Annotated in this window: 16 protein-coding genes; 9 read left to right on the plus strand and 7 right to left on the minus strand. The window is 65.4% G+C overall.

Annotated features, from left to right (window positions below; all coding sequences use genetic code 11):
* The first annotated feature begins 11 nt into the window (after window positions 1-11).
* On the plus strand, window positions 12-554 hold the full coding sequence (locus J2850_RS27315) for a bifunctional DNA primase/polymerase (protein WP_209989309.1): 543 nt from the start codon (window positions 12-14) through the stop codon (window positions 552-554).
* A gap of 525 nt (window positions 555-1,079) precedes the next feature.
* Here the strand turns inward: J2850_RS27315 and J2850_RS27320 are convergent.
* The 5 genes from J2850_RS27320 to J2850_RS27340 form a co-directional block, all read right to left on the minus strand.
* A complete protein-coding gene (locus J2850_RS27320; RefSeq protein WP_209989312.1) occupies window positions 1,080-2,267 on the minus strand; it encodes a tyrosine-type recombinase/integrase in 1,188 nt (395 codons plus the stop codon).
* Window positions 2,268-2,506: 239 nt separating this feature from the next.
* Complete coding sequence (locus J2850_RS27325; RefSeq protein WP_209989315.1) at window positions 2,507-2,722, minus strand: hypothetical protein; 216 nt, start codon at window positions 2,720-2,722, stop codon at window positions 2,507-2,509.
* A 42-nt stretch (window positions 2,723-2,764) separates the two neighbouring features.
* Window positions 2,765-3,226 carry an IS66 family transposase gene (locus J2850_RS32390; protein ID WP_425514140.1) on the minus strand — a complete coding sequence of 154 codons (462 nt, stop codon included), beginning with the start codon at window positions 3,224-3,226 and terminating at the stop codon, window positions 2,765-2,767.
* Between the two features lie 235 nt (window positions 3,227-3,461).
* Window positions 3,462-3,701 (minus strand): hypothetical protein, encoded by a 240-nt coding sequence (locus J2850_RS27335; protein WP_209989320.1) that lies wholly within the window; start codon window positions 3,699-3,701, stop codon window positions 3,462-3,464.
* Between the two features lie 317 nt (window positions 3,702-4,018).
* Window positions 4,019-4,750, minus strand: coding sequence for a helix-turn-helix domain-containing protein (locus J2850_RS27340; RefSeq protein WP_209989322.1), 732 nt, complete (start codon window positions 4,748-4,750; stop codon window positions 4,019-4,021).
* A gap of 404 nt (window positions 4,751-5,154) precedes the next feature.
* Between J2850_RS27340 and J2850_RS27345 the strand changes: the two genes are divergently transcribed.
* The 3 genes from J2850_RS27345 (at window position 5,155) to J2850_RS27355 (ending at window position 12,556) form a co-directional block, all read left to right on the plus strand.
* Window positions 5,155-5,529, plus strand: coding sequence for a hypothetical protein (locus J2850_RS27345; protein ID WP_209989325.1), 375 nt, complete (start codon window positions 5,155-5,157; stop codon window positions 5,527-5,529).
* A 321-nt stretch (window positions 5,530-5,850) separates the two neighbouring features.
* A complete protein-coding gene (locus tag J2850_RS27350) occupies window positions 5,851-10,845 on the plus strand; it encodes an AAA domain-containing protein (protein ID WP_209989327.1) in 4,995 nt (1,664 codons plus the stop codon).
* Between the two features lie 10 nt (window positions 10,846-10,855).
* Complete coding sequence (locus tag J2850_RS27355; RefSeq protein WP_209989330.1) at window positions 10,856-12,556, plus strand: DUF4236 domain-containing protein; 1,701 nt, start codon at window positions 10,856-10,858, stop codon at window positions 12,554-12,556.
* A 46-nt stretch (window positions 12,557-12,602) separates the two neighbouring features.
* Here J2850_RS27355 and J2850_RS27360 read toward each other — a convergent pair whose 3' ends face one another.
* On the minus strand, window positions 12,603-13,616 hold the full coding sequence (locus tag J2850_RS27360; protein WP_209989334.1) for a helix-turn-helix domain-containing protein: 1,014 nt from the start codon (window positions 13,614-13,616) through the stop codon (window positions 12,603-12,605).
* 187 nt (window positions 13,617-13,803) lie between these two features.
* Window positions 13,804-14,202, minus strand: coding sequence for a hypothetical protein (locus J2850_RS27365; RefSeq protein ID WP_209989337.1), 399 nt, complete (start codon window positions 14,200-14,202; stop codon window positions 13,804-13,806).
* A 164-nt stretch (window positions 14,203-14,366) separates the two neighbouring features.
* Here J2850_RS27365 and tnpC point away from each other — a divergent pair, with 164 nt between their 5' ends.
* The 5 genes from tnpC (at window position 14,367) to J2850_RS31895 (ending at window position 18,094) form a co-directional block, all read left to right on the plus strand.
* On the plus strand, window positions 14,367-14,999 hold the full coding sequence (tnpC, locus tag J2850_RS27370) for an IS66 family transposase (protein ID WP_209989340.1): 633 nt from the start codon (window positions 14,367-14,369) through the stop codon (window positions 14,997-14,999).
* Between the two features lie 162 nt (window positions 15,000-15,161).
* Window positions 15,162-15,344 (plus strand): IS66 family transposase, encoded by a 183-nt coding sequence (locus J2850_RS32395; RefSeq protein ID WP_425514141.1) that lies wholly within the window; start codon window positions 15,162-15,164, stop codon window positions 15,342-15,344.
* A gap of 275 nt (window positions 15,345-15,619) precedes the next feature.
* Window positions 15,620-15,805: a hypothetical protein gene (locus J2850_RS27380; protein ID WP_209989345.1), complete on the plus strand. Its 186-nt coding sequence runs from the start codon at window positions 15,620-15,622 to the stop codon at window positions 15,803-15,805.
* Window positions 15,806-16,125: 320 nt separating this feature from the next.
* A complete protein-coding gene (locus tag J2850_RS27385; protein ID WP_307354559.1) occupies window positions 16,126-17,850 on the plus strand; it encodes a recombinase family protein in 1,725 nt (574 codons plus the stop codon).
* Window positions 17,851-17,938: 88 nt separating this feature from the next.
* Window positions 17,939-18,094 carry a transposase domain-containing protein gene (locus J2850_RS31895; protein ID WP_209989347.1) on the plus strand — a complete coding sequence of 52 codons (156 nt, stop codon included), beginning with the start codon at window positions 17,939-17,941 and terminating at the stop codon, window positions 18,092-18,094.
* Window positions 18,095-18,195 lie beyond the last annotated feature (101 nt).

The raw sequence follows: 18,195 nt of genomic DNA on the forward strand, positions 1-18,195 counted from the left end.
AGGGAGCGCTGATGCTGGCGTCCTTCGGCATTGAGGTCGCCCCGGCATTCGCCATCACGCAGGATGGCTCGTGCGCGTGCCGCAATCCGAACTGCCATCGCCCAGGCAAGCATCCGGTGATCTACGATGATCCAGACACCGGATCAGCTGACGCAGCGACGATCAGATCTTGGTGGGAGAGGCACCCGTCGGCTAACGGACTGGCGCATACGGGCCGCCGTTCACAATTGTTCGTCCTGGACCTTGATGGCGATGTCGGTCTGTCATCGCTCAACCACCTCCAAGAGCGGCATAGCGCCCTACCCGCCACACTCACAGTGAGGTCTGGACGCGGACTACACTTCTACTTCCGCCTCGGGCCGGACGCACCCACCCTGCAGTCGGCATCGGACGTATTTGGCACCGGCCTCGACGCCCGGGGCGAACGAGGGTGGGTGATCACACCCGGATCGTACCACGCGTCCGGCCGACGCTACGAGCTCGCTGACTCCACCACTCCGGCCGCTATGCCTGATTGGCTCTTCGACATCGCGACCAACTTTCGACACCGCTGACGCGACAACTCCACTAGTCGCATCGCGCACTTCGCGGCGCCACGCCCTAGCTTTGCCTAATGGAGCCCTACATGCCAATACGACGATCAATGAGATGGCTCTACCCAATCGACTGGGCGCAGATCAGCCGCAACGTCCGGTTCGCGCGAGCAGCTGGGCGCTGCCAGAAGTGCGGCAGGCCTCACGGCCAGATCATCCGTCAGCTGAGCGACGGCCGCTGGCTCGACGTCGAAAGAGGCGCATGGCGCGATGATTTGGGGGGAGTCGTACCTGATCCTCATTGGCTAGATCTGATGAGCGCCATTGAGCGGCGCGTAGTGCTGGCCACCGCCCATCTTGATCACGACCCAGGGAACAACCACCCATCGAATCTCGCCGCACTCTGCGGGCGGTGTCACCTCGAGCACGACCGTTCAACCCACCGTCTCCAGCGGCTGCTCACGCTGCGCAGGCGGCGTGCGCTAGGGGATCTGTTTGATGGTCCATACCGCCAGGATCTGTAGTTCCAACGTCGGAACTGACCCGTTACGCCTCTTCAACTTCCTTTGGCTTCTTTGCCCTTCGACGCGCCCCGACGTCGACCGCCGCGGCCGCGCGCGCGAGGAATTCCGGTGAGTGGTGTCCGTAGACCCGCCTGACCATCTGCACCGTATCGCCGAGATAGCGAGCGACCTCTTCCTCCGCGACCCCGCTCTGGATCATCCAGGACGCGGCCGTGTGGCGCAGATCGTGCGGGGAAAACTTGTGGCGGACCAGCGGATTGCCATATTTCGACACAACCGGATTCCCGTCTTTGTCAAGAACAGTGTACGTGAATCCGGCGCGCACGCACGCCTCACGGAAGCCCTTCTTGACATCGACGACTGGGCCTCCGCGGTATTCCACGACGTAATCCGTCGTTGCGGCCTCCCTGGCGTCCATGAGGACTTGCCGGAGTGTCGGCGTCATCGGAATGCGGGCACGACGCTTCTTTGTTTCTTCGACCTGACGCCCATCATCGTCTTCAGATACGCGAAGATCGATCAGCCCACGCTCGAAGTCCACGCGGTCCCACGTGAGCTCAAGTATCGCACCCTTGCGCGCAGCGGTGGCGATCGCAAGGTGAAGATAGACGCGCATGTGCTGGCTGGCCGCGGCGTCGAGCAGCGCGTCGAACTCGTCGTGCGTCATCCAGCGGTTCTTGCTGGCCGGCGTCCGCGGCATCTCGATCGGCGGGTACGCCTCAATGATCCGCAGATTCACGGCCCGATTGAGGGCCGTCCTCAGGACAACCAGCTCTTTGCGGATGGTGCCATTCTTGATGCCCGCACGCCGACGCGATGCAACGTAGGCATCATAGATGCCCTCGGACAACATCGGGATCGTCAGCGGCCCGAAGTGCGGGCGCAAGCGCGCGACGGCAAACCCAAGCCGCTCGTGCGCTTTGATCTTGCCCTCGCGGCTCTTGATGTAGTCATCAAGGAGCCGGCCGACCGTCAGCTCTACACCGTGGGCTGCGTCTCCTGCTGCCCCCGCGACGAGCCCCGCGACGAGTTGCGCGCGGAAGTCTTCGGCCGATCGGCGATCCGTCGTCCGCGTTGATACGCGCTGGCTGCGGCGGCTTTCGACGGTGTATGAGACGTACCAGGTGAGATTTCCGCGGTCGCGGAAGGGCTGGACGAGCTTGATCCGATCGGGGTCGATTCCGCGACGGGGGCCGGCGGCGTCAGACATGATGCTTCGAACTCCTCAACCATTGCGTGCGGGATACGGATCAAGTCACCGATGCGTAGCACCCTCAACTTCCCGTCTCGAATCAGATTGCGGACGTGGGCACTGCTGCACTCCCATGCCTCCGCCAAGCCCTGGATTGTGTAGTGCCGTGCAGGTTCTGCCATCTAATGAACTCCCCTATCGATAGGAGCAGGTGTCCCTGCGGGGGATATGGTGCCGACGATCGGCGCCGCCCGGGATCAGAGATCAAGCGTCGCAAGGTGGCGGATCCGGATCATCACTCGATCCGCATCGAGGCTATTGAGATCGACATCGATAGAGATCCTCACGCTGCGGCAGCCGTCCCGCTCGATCATCTGTAGGGCGTCCTTAACGGCGGCCTGCAGCGTCACGCGAACGCTGCCCTGGATCGACGGGCGGTCATCAGCCCGGCCGAACGCATGTGTTTGCATCATGACGTCTGTTTCTGCTCTGTACCTTGTGAGGAGCATATGGATTCAATTGCGCGCAGCGTCACCTCGGCCATGCGGCCGGGTTGATAGCCCCGACGTCATTCGAAGTGTGGCAAACTGGCACCCCGCAGAGGCTGCCCAGCGCTGGCGCGGCGCAGCGCAAGCCGCGACAGCACTGGGCAGCCACGCCAGAGGCGCTAAGTCTGTCATGCGCTGAGCCGGCACGACCTCCAGCACCTCCAAGACATCCTCGCCGATGCAGCGCAGCGCCCCGCCGCAACCCGGGCAGGCGGCGTAGGGTGGTGCCAGTTCTTCATCCTCGCGCGGCAGATGGCCGGGCAACGGTTTCCTGATCGGGTGAACGCGCTCGGCGGGTGCTGCCGGCATCGACGGGGCCGCCGCCGCGTGCTCCGTCTGATGCTGTTCCAGCTCCTCGATCTGCAGTTCGAGCTGGTCGTCGCTTCGCCCCAGCTTCTCCGAGCTCTGGCCGAAGGTGCGCCGGCGCAGCGTGGCCGGTGATGATCTCCACTCTCGACATCAAGCGAGCCTCCGTAGGCTCTCTCTTCGCCGATCACCTCATCCCTGGCAAGGCGGCGTTCCGCAGCGCTTACGCCGCAGACTGGTAGGACGCGTAGCACGTCATTGTCGCTTCCCTTTCCGCGCCGCAAGGGCGCGGGACATTGGGGTCACTGCCCCATGCCGTTCGGCGTAGGTTCAGCGGCGACCGCGTGATTTCGAGAGATCAGGTGAGGTGGAGGCGGAGCCAAGCGTCAATCGTGACGCCGCTCGGGTCGAAATCGGACCAATTGCAGAAGCCGTTGCCGATCCGCTCGATCGGGCAGCGGATCGCCTGGGACTGGTTGAACACTGCCCAGCCGGCAATCAGCCGGTGCCTGATTTCCTCGGGGGCGCCGACGATGCCAAAATTCTCCGCTTCAATCAGCTCGCACGCAACCTCCAGCGCGGCGGCTTCTTCGAGCATCGCCGCGATGACCCGTACCTCTACTTCACCTAATATATCCAGGCTCACCCGTGGCGGCGCCATTTGATGATTGCCTCAGTCAATCCAGCCATGGTGTAACGCGCGGTCTCGTGCCGGTCTTGCACGATCCCCATGTCGATCCCTTTCCCAGCTGATCCAACGCGGCGGCACATCCGCTGTACGGCACGGCATACATCATCTCGTTGGTGTAGGGAGACGCACAAGCTGAATGCGGCTGGAGCGGCTAGAAGGCGCTGGCGTTCCAGCAATTCCAGCCACTTCGTGAGATATCGACCTCCTCGGAGGAGAGCGGAGGATCAGAGCGCCTGTGCCCGCCAGACGATGCGGCCGATGACAGCGCGCCCATCGTTGTCGTCCAGACGCATCGCATCGATCCCCTCCTCTGCGGAGACCGCGTAGAGCCCAGCATCCCGGGCGTGCCTGACAGATACATCGATCACGACGTCGTCGCCACGCCGGAGGAGCCCGGAGGACGTAGTGGAGGCGAGCCGCCAGTGCCGCGCATGCGCAGCCAGCACACCGATCCTCTCCTCTAGGTACGCTGTCGGCAGCGACAGCGGAGCGCGGGCGTCTTGTGCAAGCGAGAGTGACCAGCCGCCATCAACCGGCGCCTCGATCACGCGTAGCAGATCGACAACGCCAGCGCCGACTTGACTGGAAACAGCATCGGAGACCGGTGTGATGCGCACGAGCCGGTGGTACGCGTCGCGAACACGCTCCTGAGGCAAAGGCGGTCGGGCACGGAAGTCTGGGATTGGGGCGTCGCGAGTCCAGACCTCATCAAGGCTAAGACCCACCACGCGGGCGATCTCGATCAAAGTATCTCGGCGCGGCTTGGCAACTCGCGGGCTACCATCGGGCCGGATCGTCAGTATGTCCTTGATCAAGCCGACGTTTGGTCCAATCCGGGCACTCAGCTCACGTTGGCTCAGGCCGTGACGGTCCATGTAACCCTGCAAGAGCGTCCGCAGACGCTTCATCTCAGGCGATGCAAGATCCTCAGCCGTGGCGCCCATATCGCTGAGCATGGCGTCCCTCGTTTATTGCCAATCCCCGGGCGAAAACTGCGTGATTTTGTGCCTAGTCGAGCGCATCCTCAAGAGATTTGATGCCTGATGTAATGAGGAGCGCAGAATTTGTTCGATTGCGTCGCGTGCTCGACCGCCAAATAAGAAATGTCGCAGCCGGCTCGCTACAGGCGCCCCAGTTCGTGCAGGCATTACGCTAAGCCGACAACCAAGTGACGCGGCCACGCCGTCACGCCTTGCCCTGCCACGCCGCCAGATTCCGACGGAGTGACGACCATGATCTTGCGAGGCTACGGCCTGATTGACGTCGGAGAGACTCTAAGAGATCCACCACTATTGGACGCAACAATGCTGGACGCGGTACGGCGCTCGGATGATGACAACCGGAGACGAGGGAAGACAGCATGAACAGAAAGATGTGGCCCAAAGAGGACCCTGGTGCAGACCTGCTGCGCGCAGAGACTGACGAAGAGTTGCACGACGCGGGGGTGCGTCGGATCGTTACCGTCGCGATGGCCGGCGAAGTGTCCGACCGGGATGAACGCACAACGATCCTCGCATGGGCCATGTGCGACGCGGCAGGCATCGTTGAGAGGCGAGAACTTGACCGATTAGAAAGCATCGCGCGCCGGCTCGCAACTAGCCAAGGCTCGGTGTCGGAGGACGATAAGCGGATCCTGCGTACTTGGTCGATAGAGCAAGCAGCGAGGAGTGCACAGCACTTCGGTCTCCCATCGCCGGTCCCGCCGATAATAGTTGGCGGCCGAATATTCGACTGACGGAGCAACGGCGTGATGATCCACATAGGCTTCGGAGCGGCCGTGATGCTCACGGAAGTCATCGCTGTGGGCCACGGTGCACCAGCAGCCCTTAGCCTGCTGCGTCACGCGAATACCATCACTCTATACTGTCTCGCCATCAGGATTAAGACAGGAAACTCTCTCACAACCCAAAGAACCCACACCACAACGAGCGTTCGTTCGTTAACCTCTTGGGTTTCGAGTTTGTAACTGAACGGCGGCGTCTTCCTGGCATTTACAATTGACGGTAGTCTTGCTAAATCCTGCTTCTGGCTAATTCGATAGTGGTGTTGGGGCATCATGGCGGGGCTCACCAAGACGCAGAAGGATCTGCGCAACGTTCTGCTTTACACGCAGGAGCTGGTCACCTTCAACGAGAAGGTCATTTATGACCTTGCGGCCGAGTCCCATCCATCCTTCCATGAAGGCGCCGTGATCGATCTTGAGGGCGTGGATGCGAACGTCGACCCAGAGATCTGGCTGCGGCTCCGGCGCCTTCGCGAGACGCAGCCACCGCCCACCGACGCCATGTTCGAGGGGTGGGTCAAGGCACAGCCGCATCCGTCGCCGGATAAGGCGCCGACGCTGCTCGACCACCGCATGCTGCGTCTCAGTATCGAGGAAATCTCGGACCTCGCCGAGGCCGGCCTGCTCGATCCAGACGAGGTCATGCGGCCACGCGAGGCCGATGTTGCGTTCCCAGAGGCGATGGACGCCATCCTGCGCACCGCGCGGATGCCCGAGTTCCGCGAGGCGTGGCGCGCGTACGTCGAGGGCCCCTGGGCGAAGTGGGCCGAGGTGGAGAAACCCCGCCGCCGTAGCATTGAGGTCTACAACCGCCTCTACAAGGTGCAGCAGGCCGTCACAGCGGCTGGCGAGGACAACGCCATCGAGCTCGTCTGGGGCATCGGCGTCGCGCGCTGGCAGCGCGAGAGCATGCGCATCAGCGCGCCGCTGCTAGAACAGCTGGTCGAGTTGGAGCTGCTTGAGGACGGCACGCTCACCGTCGGGCCGCGCCAAGTGCCACCATCCTTGGCGCTGAAGCCGTTCCATGCCCTGGAAGTCGAGGGGTCGAAGGCCCTTCAGCGGGATGCCGGCGCCCAGCTGGAGCGCATCGTCGAGGACCCGGACATCGCCTTCTCGCCGTTCGAGCGGAAGGTCTTCGAGCCTCTGCTCAAATCCTGCGCCGCACGGTTGTCGGCCACCGGCATCTACCTGCCCGACGAGGCCGGGCGGGATCCCGCCGACCGCTCGCTCCCGTCCATCAACGGTGTTCTGCGCATCAGCGACACCTGGGTCCTCTATGTTCGCCAGCGCGCGGCCAACTTCCGGCAGGAGGACATCCAGAAGCTGATCAAGCGCGTCGAGGAGGCCGAAGCCGAGGAGGATCTCCCCACGGCCGGGCTGCAGTTCGTCAAGCCGCCGAACGATGAGCGCCTTTACGACGACGGCGGCCTGAACCTCGACGACGTGTCCTGGCGCCTGCCCGACGCGGTCGCCCGATCCCATGGCGGCAGGGGCGGCCGGGCCAATGACCAGGGCTCCGGACCGGAGCCCGACTTCTTCTTCCCCCTGCCGTACAACGACGATCAGCGCGATATCCTGAAGCGCCTGCGCGAAGCGGACGGCGTCGTAGTCCAAGGGCCGCCCGGCACCGGCAAGACGCACACTATCGCGAACGTGATCTGCCATTTCCTGGCAACTGGCAAGCGGGTGCTCGTCACGGCCAAGAACGCGGAGGCCCTGACCGCCCTGCAGGAGAAGCTGCCGCCCGGAATCCGCGATCTCGCCATTTCGGTCATCCACAGCGACCGGGAGGGCGCGCGGCATCTGGAACAGGCTGTTCAGGTCCTGGCGAACGAGGCCAAGCAGATCAACCCGAAGCTGGTCAGCCAGAGCATCGTCGACAACCAGCGCCTTCTCGCCGACATCCGCGACCGCATCGCCCAGATCGACGCGGAGTTGCTGTCCTACGCCCGTCGGAACCTCGAAAAGGTTGAGAGCGCTGGGGAGAGCGTGCTGCCCATGGAGTTGGCGAAGAGGGTCGTGCAGGACCGCGCCCTGCACGCCTGGTTCGAGGACCGCTTGGACCTCGACGCCCGCTACGCTCCGCGCTTCACCGACGCCGACATCGCTGAGGCGCGGGACATCCGCCGCCACTTGGCTGGGGACCTGGCCTACGGCGCGGCCGCCCTGCCCGACCCCGGCGCCCTGCCGGACGTGGCCCGCGTGCTGGCGGCGCACGGCGAACTCGCCCGAGCCAAGGAGCTTGAGGAGCAGGCGCGCTCCGGCCAGGTGCCCTACATGGCGGTCGGTTCGGTGGAGCAGGCGCGCGCCGTCCAGGTATGGCTGACCGACTACCGGACCTTCTTTGAGGAGGTCCGGGCTGAGACCTGGATGGTCGGCACGTACCAGATCCTCCTCGGGGTCCGGCGATCGGACGAAGCGGCCCAGGCGGCCCTGCGGCGGGCGCTCGACCAGTGGGCGAAGCTCTACGCCGAAGGACGGGAGCTCGCCCTCAAGGGGATCGACACAGGCGACGCGCCGCTCGACGATCCGGCGTTCGACGCGGCCGTCGCCGCCTACGCCCGCGGCGAGAAGCCCTTCGGCCTGTTCTCGTTCGGCAAGGGCGCCCTCAAGGAACGCCTCGCGCGGGTCCTGGTCGGCGGGAACCCGCCCGCCGCTCCGGAGCATTGGCAAGAGGTGCAGGCCACCCGGACCTGGCAGCGCGAGGCGCAAGCCTTCTTGCGCCATTGGGCGTCCGTCTGCGGCAGCCTCGGCCTACCGCCGGTTCCGACCGACTGGGAGCGCGGCCGCGGCGAACTCCTCCGCCTCGGGCGGCTGATCGCCGCGCTCCTGCGCTTCGCGTCCGAGGCCCAGGCCAGCCTCGAGACGCTCCAGACCCTGTTCCCCTACGGCCTCGACGCCCGCGCCGTTGTCTACGAGGGTGAGATCGCGCGCGCGCTCGACGCCCTGGCGGCCAACCTGGAGAAGGCGGACTTCGCCGACGCCCAGGCGGCCCGCGGGCAGTTCGAGGCGCTTATCGAGGGGCGGCGCCTGCCGTTCCACGCCGGGTTGGCTGAGTTCGCCTCGATGCTCGGCGACGCCTCCGTCGCCCCGAACGACCTCGCCGAAGGGTGGCGCCAAATCCGGACGGAAGCGGAACGGCTGTCGCTCCTGCGCCCGTTCCGCGCGCGGCTTGACGAGATCGCCGACCTGGTGCGCCGGTCCGGCGCGCCGTCGTGGGCGGACAAGCTCACCAGCGACCCGGCGTTCGACGGCGCGGACCGGTGGACGCCGGAGGCGTGGCGGAACAGCTGGGAGTGGGCCAGGGCCGATGGCTTCGTCCGCAGCATCGGCGACCGCGCCGCCATTCAAAAGCTGGCCGATGAGCGTTCAGAACTCGAAACCCGTCAGCGGGCTATCCTGGCCGAGGTTGTGCGGCTTCGGACGTTCCTCGGGTTGAAGCGCGCGCTGACCGGACGCATCGAGGCCGCCCTGGCGAAGTTCGCCTCGGCGATCGCCAAGCTGGGCGCCGGGACCGGCAAGGCGGCGGGCCGCCACCGCCGCGTCATCCGGGACGCCACGCTCGACGCCGCGGACGCGGTCCCGTGCTGGATCCTGCCCGAATGGCGGGTGGCCGAGCAGCTGCCGGCTACGCTGAACGCCTTCGATCTGGTGATCGTCGACGAAGCAAGCCAGTCCGACATCACCGCCCTGCCCGCCGTCCTGCGCGGCCGGAAGCTGCTGATCGTCGGCGACGACAAGCAGGTGAGCCCCACTCCCATCGGCCTCGACGAGCGCACCATCATCCAGCTGCGCACAACCTACCTGACGGACTTGCCCTTTGCCGACCAGATGGACCCGGCGACGTCGCTCTACGAGCTCGGCAGCATGGTTTTCCCTGGGAAGGCGGTGCTGCTGCGCGAGCATTTCCGCTGCGTCGAGCCGATCATCCGCTTCTCCGCACGGTTCTACCAGAACCTGCTGGTGCCGATGCGCCTGCCCAAGGCGACAGAGCGCCTCGATCCGCCTCTCATCGACATCCTGGTGCGCGACGGCGTGAAGACGGGGGATATCAACAAACGGGAGGCCGACGTCATCGTCGACGAGGTGCGGCGCCTGTCCGAAGACCCCGCCTACGAGAAGCGCTCCATCGGCATCATCTCGTTGATCGGCGACAAGCAGGCGAAGCTCATCTACGACCGGCTCATGCGCGAGTTCGGGGCGGAGGTCATCGACCGCCACCGGATCATGTGCGGCAGCGCCGCGACGTTCCAAGGGCAAGAACGCGACATCATCTTCCTGTCGATGGTGGCGTGCCCCAAGACAGCAATGATGCAGAGGACGCGCGCGTACGAGCAGCGTTACAACGTGGCCCTGTCACGCGCCCGCGACCGGCTCGTGCTCGTCCGGTCCGTCACCTCGTCGGATCTGAAGCCCGGCGACCTCAAGCTCCAGGTCATTGAGCACTTTCGCAACCCCATGGGCGAAGGCAAGGTCATCGTCCGCAAGGACGTGCTCGACGTCTGCGACTCCGGCTTCGAGAAGGAGTTCGGCGCGCGCCTGCTCGACCTCGGATACCGCCTCCGGCCCCAAGTGCCGGTTGGCGGCTACCGCATCGACTTCGTTGTCGAGGGCGCTGACGACCGACGGCTGGCGATCGAGCTCGACGGCGACGCCTATCATGGCCCGGACCGTTGGGCCGAGGACTTCCGGCGTCAGAAGTCACTCGAACGGCTGGGCTGGACCTTCTGGCGGTGTTGGGGCTCGGAATGGACGGCCGACCCCGATGGATGCTTGGCTGACCTGAAGCGCACACTCGGCGCAATGGGGATCGAGCCGCTCGGCGCCGAGCCGCCGCAGGGGGCCTGGACCGAGTTCCGCGAGGTCGAAGCCGCGGTGCCGTCCGAGGCAGAAGCGGTGGCAGCCGAACCCGACCCGGAAGCAGAGGTAGGCGAGATCGCCGCCGCTGCGGCCCGCGCCGAGGCGCGGCCGGAAGACGTGGCAGCCGAGCCGCTGGATCCGCTCGCGTCGTCCTCGGCTGCACCGCCCGTCAACGCCGGCGACCTCGTGATCGTGCGCTACGACGACACGCCGGACCGGACCGTCCGCGTCCGCATCAGCGAGACGGAGCATGCCCCGGAGGTCGGCATCATCCGCGTCGGCGACCCGTTGGCCAAGGCGCTGCTCGGCAGCACGCTCGAAGACGAGTTCGAGGTGGACCTCGGCGGCGGGAAAACCCGGCTCGGCATGATCGAGCGCATTGAGCGCACCCCAGTGGCGGCAGTCTGAGGAAGCGACGATGAGCGTGCGCTTTCGCAAGTCGATCCGGCTTTTCCCCGGCGTGCGGCTCAACCTGAGCGGCGGGCGCATCAGTACGACCATCGGCGTACCGGGGGCGTCGCTGAACCTCGGCTTGGACGGCCAAGCTCACGTGACGCTCGGCATCCCCGGCACCGGGCTGTCGTACCGGGCCAGGATCTCCCCTCCGCCGCAGGCGCCCGCTCACCGGGTGCCCGCCCCGCGGTCGCCCGAGCCGCAGCCGTTCCGCGTCCGGGAGCACGGCCTGCCCTTTGACGCGCCCTCACAGGCGGAGCCCCTGCCGGGCGAAATTCGCAGCGCGGCGATACGGAGCCTGACCAGCCCGAACCTCATTCGGCTGAAGACGCTGGTCAACGAAGCGGCGGATCGGCGGCAGAGCCTCCAGAGTACGATCTCCAGCCGCAGGTTCTCCGTTGGTATCGCTGAAAGGCGCCTGGCGTTCGCGAAGACCTTCATCGTCCGCCTCTTCTCCCGCGGCCGCATCGCACGCCTGGAGGAGGAGATCGAGACCGGACGGCTCGAAATCGAAGCCGCGGCGAAGGAAATGGAACTCACCAGCATCCAACTGGACTTCGCCTTCGACGGGCGTGTGCTGCGCCTCTTCGAGGAACTCCGCGAGGCTTTCAACCGTCTCCGGCGAAGCGCACGGGTCTGGGACGTCACCACCGAGAACGCGACGAATCGATTCACTGAACGCACCCTCGCGTCCAGAGCGATGACCCGGACCCTCGTCACCTTCGGTACCGCCCGGACGGACATCGTCAAGGCCGACTGGGAGGCGCTGCGGTTCGGGAACGCGAACGGCGAAGACCTTTACCTGTACCCCGGCTTCGTCCTCCTCAAGGAGCGCAGCGGCGACTTCGCGCTCGTCGACATCGCGGACATGCAGATCCAGGCCGGCGCCGTGCGGTTCCACGAGGAAGAAGGCGTGCCGCACGACGCCACCGTCGTCGGAACCACCTGGAAGAAGACCAACAAGGACGGTTCCCCCGACCGCCGTTTTCGGGACAACTACCAGATTCCGATCGCCCATTACGGCGAGCTGACGATCCAGAGTAGGAGCGGGATCAACGAGGCCTATATGTTCAGCAACGCGGGCGCGGCGGCCAGCTTCGCTTCCGCCTTCGCCACGTACCAGGCGGCGCTCGCCGCGACAGCGGGCGGCGTGGCAGCGCCGTCTGACGACGGAGTCGACTGCGGAGCGGTCGAAACCGCGTTTGAGGTCGACGCGGACGGCGATGCCCCGGACCGCGGCCCACCGTTCCCCGTCCTCGACGCCGTGTTCCTGGCGCTGCTCGCCATCGGCGCCGGCGCCTGGTTCGTCGGGCCGCGCCTCTGGCATGACCCGGCGCCGGTCACTGCGCTCACCGCGCCGGCGCCAATGGCGTCCGAAACGACAGTGACGCCCGCCGCGCTCCCTCCGCAGGGCGTGGTGGCCGCAAGCGTCCCAAGCCCGGCCGCTCCCGCGCCCAAGGCAGTTGCCCGCGAGACGGCCGAAGTGCGCGCCCAAGCTGCGAATGTCCGGAGGGACGCGGGCGCCAACGCGCCGGTTCTCCGGACCGCGCGCAGGGGCGAGCGGTTCTCCGTGTTCTCCCAGAAGGAAGACTGGCTTGAGATCGGCGACACGCAGCCCGCAGGGTGGATTCACCGCAGCTTGGTCGAACTACCGACGGCGAGGTGAGACAGGGACCAAAGGGCCTGCATCGGCGTCCGCTGCGATCATTCCATCACTCCTCCTCCTTTAATGGAACTTCCTCGAAGACGAATTTCGGCTTTCTCGCGTTTTGCTCTCGAATGATAGCGATACGACCTGCGCTCAGCCCACAGCTGTGCTCTGTGATAATTTCCCTTTGACGCCTAGGTTGTACGGACACGGGGCGCCGGAGCATCGGACTGACAACAGCGCGGCCAAGTCTATTGAGGCGTTCAATGATGTCATTGGCCGGTTGGCACCCTTCACCATCGATCTTCTTGAGCAACTCCGCCACAGACTCAATGCCGACACGTTCGATAGTATCCTCAACGACTTCACGCGCTTTCTCCCGCCTCCACCCAGGCGCGGTTGCCAATCTTTGATAGCGACTTACCAATTTACTAATGCTCAACTCTGTATTTTCGCTGGCTGCATCCAAGTCCTTAATGGATGAGCGACTGGCTGAACTCGGGTAACGCTGGGTCCACGCGGCCTGTCGGTCTATCACGGGGATGATTCCATTCCTGCTTACCATGGGTCTTTCCAAGGTTCCTTGGGGTCCGATTCCAGAGGGAATGGCTCCGGGAACCGCACCACCCTCCTCGGGAGTCGGACCACCCTCTTCGGATACCGGACTTGAAGCTTCAACTGCCGGACCAGTGGACTTGACTTGTCCGGCAGTAGATGTTTGGCCCAGAATTAACTCGAAGCTGTGGCTGGTGTGCGACCCGTCTTTGCGTCGGCGGGTAATTTTTGTTATTAACCCCGCCAACTCAAGTTGCCGAATGCCACGTCGAACCGCGTCCTCCCCGATATGGGCAAGACGCGCAATATGCCTGATGCTCGGAAAGCACCATCCATTATTCGAATTATAAGCAGTAGCTAGAACCGCTGCGACTAGGATCGCAGAGCGCGGATGATTGCCTACACGTGTCTCGCTTGTACTGTCCGAGCGAATAAGCGCACTTTCGTAATCAGCAGCCATAGCCAATTCGAGCCATTGAAGTCGCTGCCCTTGGGTAAGAGTCTTCTTGAGCACGTTGAGCATGGGAACCTCGACGTTGGGCCGCAATCGCGGTGCTCCGTTGCCACAGAGCGATCAACGTGAGGATGGGCATTCCAAGGGATTGGCTCCGCCATCCAGCAGTCTAAGGACCAGACCCTGGAGCTTGAGCTAGAATGCCACCCTACCGCACTGCAACAGATATCCCAAGCTTGTCCAGGCCGGACCGCAATCAGATGCAGCAGCAACATATGCAGAAAGTAGCGCTCCCCAAGTCATAAACCAAGGTAAACTTTCGCAAAGCGACCAAGGCGTCGTAAGGGCTCCGACATTGAACCTCGGCAGCAGCCGGCCCTGCCCGCCGTACGCCGAGCCATTCTCGCGCATAATCATCAAACCACATCGATTCGACGCCACTTCTGTCGGTGCTGGCTCGTCCCGGACAGCCGCCAGTAGAACTGCCAAAATTGTTTTTGGCGACGGCACGTTCTGCGGCGTCCTCAAAGACGCGGACGATGGCGTCGAGCATCGCGGTGTCGTCGCATGCCATACTGTCCATGTCGGCAATTCGGGCCACCACGGTGGCCGCGACCCGCTCCTCCACCGTGTCCTCGGCGAAGGCGTACCACACGGTCGCTCGCTGGCCGTCGCGTACGCCTCCGGTGAGCGCCGCCTTGGCAAAGTAGGGCCCGACGTCTGAGTTTTGCGTTGTGCGTCATCGCGCGGACACAAACGAGATGGAAACGTCATGGCTTATCAACGGGTGGAGGATCTGACTGGGATGGAGCGGCTGCGGTGCTGGAGGTCGTTCCGGCGCGGTTGCGCGTCCGCCGCTATGTGCGCCCCGTAATGGCCTGCCAGTGCTGCGGCGACATCAGCCAGACGCTGCCGCCCGTGCCGCTGCCCAAGAGCAACGCCGGCGCCAGCCTGCTGGCCGACATCGTGCTGGCCAAGTACGACGATCACCTGCCGGCCTACCGGCAGGCCGAGCGCTTCGCCCGCGAGGGGGTAGAGTTGCCGCGCTCGACGCTGACCGAGTGGCTCGGCCGCACCGCGGTACTGCTGACGCCGCCGGCCGAGCGCATCGCCGCCCACGTGTTCGCGGCCTCCAAGCTGCACGCCGACGACACCCCGGTGCCGGTGCTCGCCCCCGGCGCCGGCAAGACGCGCACCGGACGGCTGTGGGTCTATGCGCGTGATGACCGCGCCAGCGCCGACACCGCCTCTCCAGCCGTACTCTACCGCTACACGCCCGACCGCAAGGGGGAGCATCCGCAGCGTCAGCTCGCAGGCTGGACGGGCGCGTTGCAGGCCGACGGCTATGCCGGCTTCAACGCCTTGTACGAAACCAAGGGGGCCGATCCGCTGGCGATCAGCGAGGTGGCCTGCTGGGCGCACGTGCGGCGCAAGTTCTTCGACGTCCACTAGGCGCACAAGGGAGCGGCGGCCAAGGAGGTGCTGTAGCGCATCGGCCGGCTGTATGCCGTGGAGGAGCGCGTGCGCGGCCAGCCGGCGGCCTAGCGTGCGACGACGCGGCAGGCCGAGGCAGCGCCGGAGATCACCGCGTTGCGCATGCACCTGTAGCAGCTGCTGGGCCAAGTTTCGGACAAGTCCGCCCTGGCCGAGGCGATCCGCTATGCGCTGTCCCGCTGGCCGGCGCTGACGCGATACCTCGCCGACGGCCGGCTGGAGATCGACAACAACATCGCCGAGCGCGCCATGCGCGCCGTGGCCATCGCCCGTCCATTGTGCCCATGCCGGGCAGGATGTTGACGTTCATTACCGCTGGCATCCGCTGCATGGCCGTCGCGTTCGGGTGATGTGGAGCGAGGCGCGCTCCATCGGCCGTCTCGTTTTCGTCGAGGCGGCGCCCGGCATCATCACAGTGTTGCCGGAATGGATGCTGGACCCTGTCATCTGCTCCTACATGGAACTCGGTACGCCGCGGGTCGCCGTGGAAGCGCTCATCAACCCTCAGCGTCAGCTGAGCGACGGCGTATTCAGGCGAAGCTCTCCGGGCGATGCGATCATCGTCCCGGAGGAGCGACATGAAAATGCCGTCAGCATCAACACGACGGGCCAAGACCCGGCGCCAGTTCAGCATGGCCTTCGACACCGCAAGGCTGCGGACGATCAGCCCGGCCGACCGCGCCGCGGCGGTGGTGCAACTGGCCCTTCTCCTGATGGAAGCCGCAGGTGCCGGAACCGGGGAGCATGACGATGGCGAACCCTGATCTCCTGCCGCCGTCGGTGCTCAAGCGCAAGGCGGTGGTCTACGTCCGCCAGTCCTCCCCGGCGCAGGTCCAGACCAACCTGGAGAGCAAGCGCCGGCAGTACGAACTCGTCGACGCGGCCAAGCGCCGTGGGTTCCGCCGGGTCGAGGTGATCGACGACGATCTGGGACGCTCGGCCAGCGGCACCGGTTCGAGCGGCTGGTGGCGGCGCTCTGTGCCGGTGAGATCGGTGCCGTGCTGTGCCTCGACGCCTCCCGGCTCGCCCCAACGGCCGGGACTGGCACCATCTGCTCGAACTCTGCGGGCTCGTCGACGCCAGGGTGATCGACCTCGATGGCGTCTACGATCCGGGGCGGCCGAACGATCGGCTGCTGCTGGGCATGAAGGGCAGCATGAGCGAGTTCGAGCTGGGAGTGCTGAGGACCCGGATGCTTGATGCCGCCCGCAGCAAGGCGCGGCGGGGCGAACTGCGCATCAGCGTGCCGATCGGCTACGTCTGGCACCGGGAGATCGGTCTGGGCTTCGATCCCGATCTGCGAGTCCAGGAGACGATCCGCCTCGTCTTCGCCCGCTTCCGGGAGTTGGGCAGCGCACGTCAGGTCCTGCTGTCGCTGGCGGCGGAGGGGGCCTGCTTCCCGCGGCCGTCCGACGGCAAGAGGCTGGTCAGCTTCGACTGGACGCCGGTCCGCTATCGCAACGTCATCAGCGTGCTCAAGAACCCTTTCTACGCCGGCGCCTACGTTTACGGAAAGAGCCAGCACCGCACCGAAATCGTCGAAGGGCGGGCGCGGAAGAGCTATGGCCACGGCAAGCCGCTTGAAGAGTGGGAGGTTCTGCTGAAGGATCACCACGAGGCCTACGTGGACTGGGAGGAATTCGAGCGCAACCAGACCCTGCTCGCCGCCAACGCCTACGGCCGGGCCGGCGGCGCGAAATCGGGGCGTGGGGGCCGCGCCCTGCTGATCGGCGTCCTGAGCTGTGCCCGGTGCGGACGGCGCTTGACCGTATCGTATCGCGGCCGCCAGCCCAGCCAGGCCATATACCGTTGCGAACGTCCCCACCAGATGCTGGGACTGCCACGATGCCTCGGGTTCGGGAGTTCCCGGGTGGATGAGGTGGTCGCCGGCGAACTTCTCCGCGCCGTCGAGCCGATAGCGATCGAGGCCGCGCTGGAAGCCGAGCGGAGGCATATGGAACACCAAGCCGAGCGACGGCGGATGGCAGAACTGGACCTGCAGAAGGCGCGCTACGAGGCGTCACTGGCGGAACGGCGCTACGCCGCCTGCGATCCCGACAACCGGCTGATTGCCGCGCAGCTGGAAAAGAACTGGGAGGCAGCGCTTCGGCGTGTCGAGTCCTGCGAGGCCCGGGTCGCGTCCGTGTCGGCTCCTGTTCCGGTGGCCGAGGTTCCGGATTTCGCCGGACTGGCGGACGATCTGCAGGCCGCCTGGAACGCGCCGGCGGTGACCACGAGGGCGCGCCAACGGCTGCTCCGAACCCTCATCGTCAACATCATCGCCGACGTCGACGAGGCGGCGCGCGAAGTCATCCTCACCATCCACTGGCAGGGCGGTCAGCACTCGCAGCTGCGTCTCACCAAACCGAAATCCGGCGAGCACGGCTGCCGGACGCCGGAGGAGGCGATGGCGGTGATCCGCAGCATGGCGACGCGCTGGTCGGATGCGGAGATCGCCGCGCAGCTGAACCGGATGGGCATGCGCACTGGGCAGGGAAAATCCTGGACCGCACACCGTGTCGGCTCGCTGCGCCGGGTCCGTGGCATTCATGCCTACCGGTCTGCGGAGGAGGATGGCGAATGGTTGACCCAGTATGAGGCTGCGGCGGCGCTCGGCATTTCGCGTCACCGCCTTGTCCGGCTCATCAATGCTGGCCTGATCGTCGCCGAGCAGGTCGTGCCCGGCGCTCCCTACCAGATCCGTGCTTCGGACCTTCAGGATCAGCGTGTCCTTGCCGCGGTTGGACGCAAAGGCGAGCCGCGCCGCCTCGGTTCCAAGGATCAACTTTCAATGTTTCCAGATACTTGAAGAAGAGGGGCATAATGAACGCATCATCGCTCTGGGGCGGAAGAGCTGGCTGTTCGCCGGCTCGGACGGCGGGGGCGAGGCCGCGGCCGTGTTCTGCACGCTCATCGAGACCGCCAAGTGCAACGGCCACAACCCGCGCCTCTGGCTGACCCGCGTCCTGGAGGCCATCGGGCGCGATCGCGACCTCGCCGACTACAATGCGCTCCTGCCCTGGGCGATCCCGCCAGAGCCTGCCGAAGCCTGAAGGGCATTTCCCGGCCGCTTACGATTGATGCCCCCACGCTCGACATCAGCCTGACGCACGAGGAAGTCCTTCCCGTCGCCGAAGCCCTGAAGGCCAAGGGC

It is taken from the genome of Azospirillum picis (genome assembly GCF_017876115.1).
In the GTDB taxonomy this organism is placed as follows: domain Bacteria; phylum Pseudomonadota; class Alphaproteobacteria; order Azospirillales; family Azospirillaceae; genus Azospirillum; species Azospirillum picis.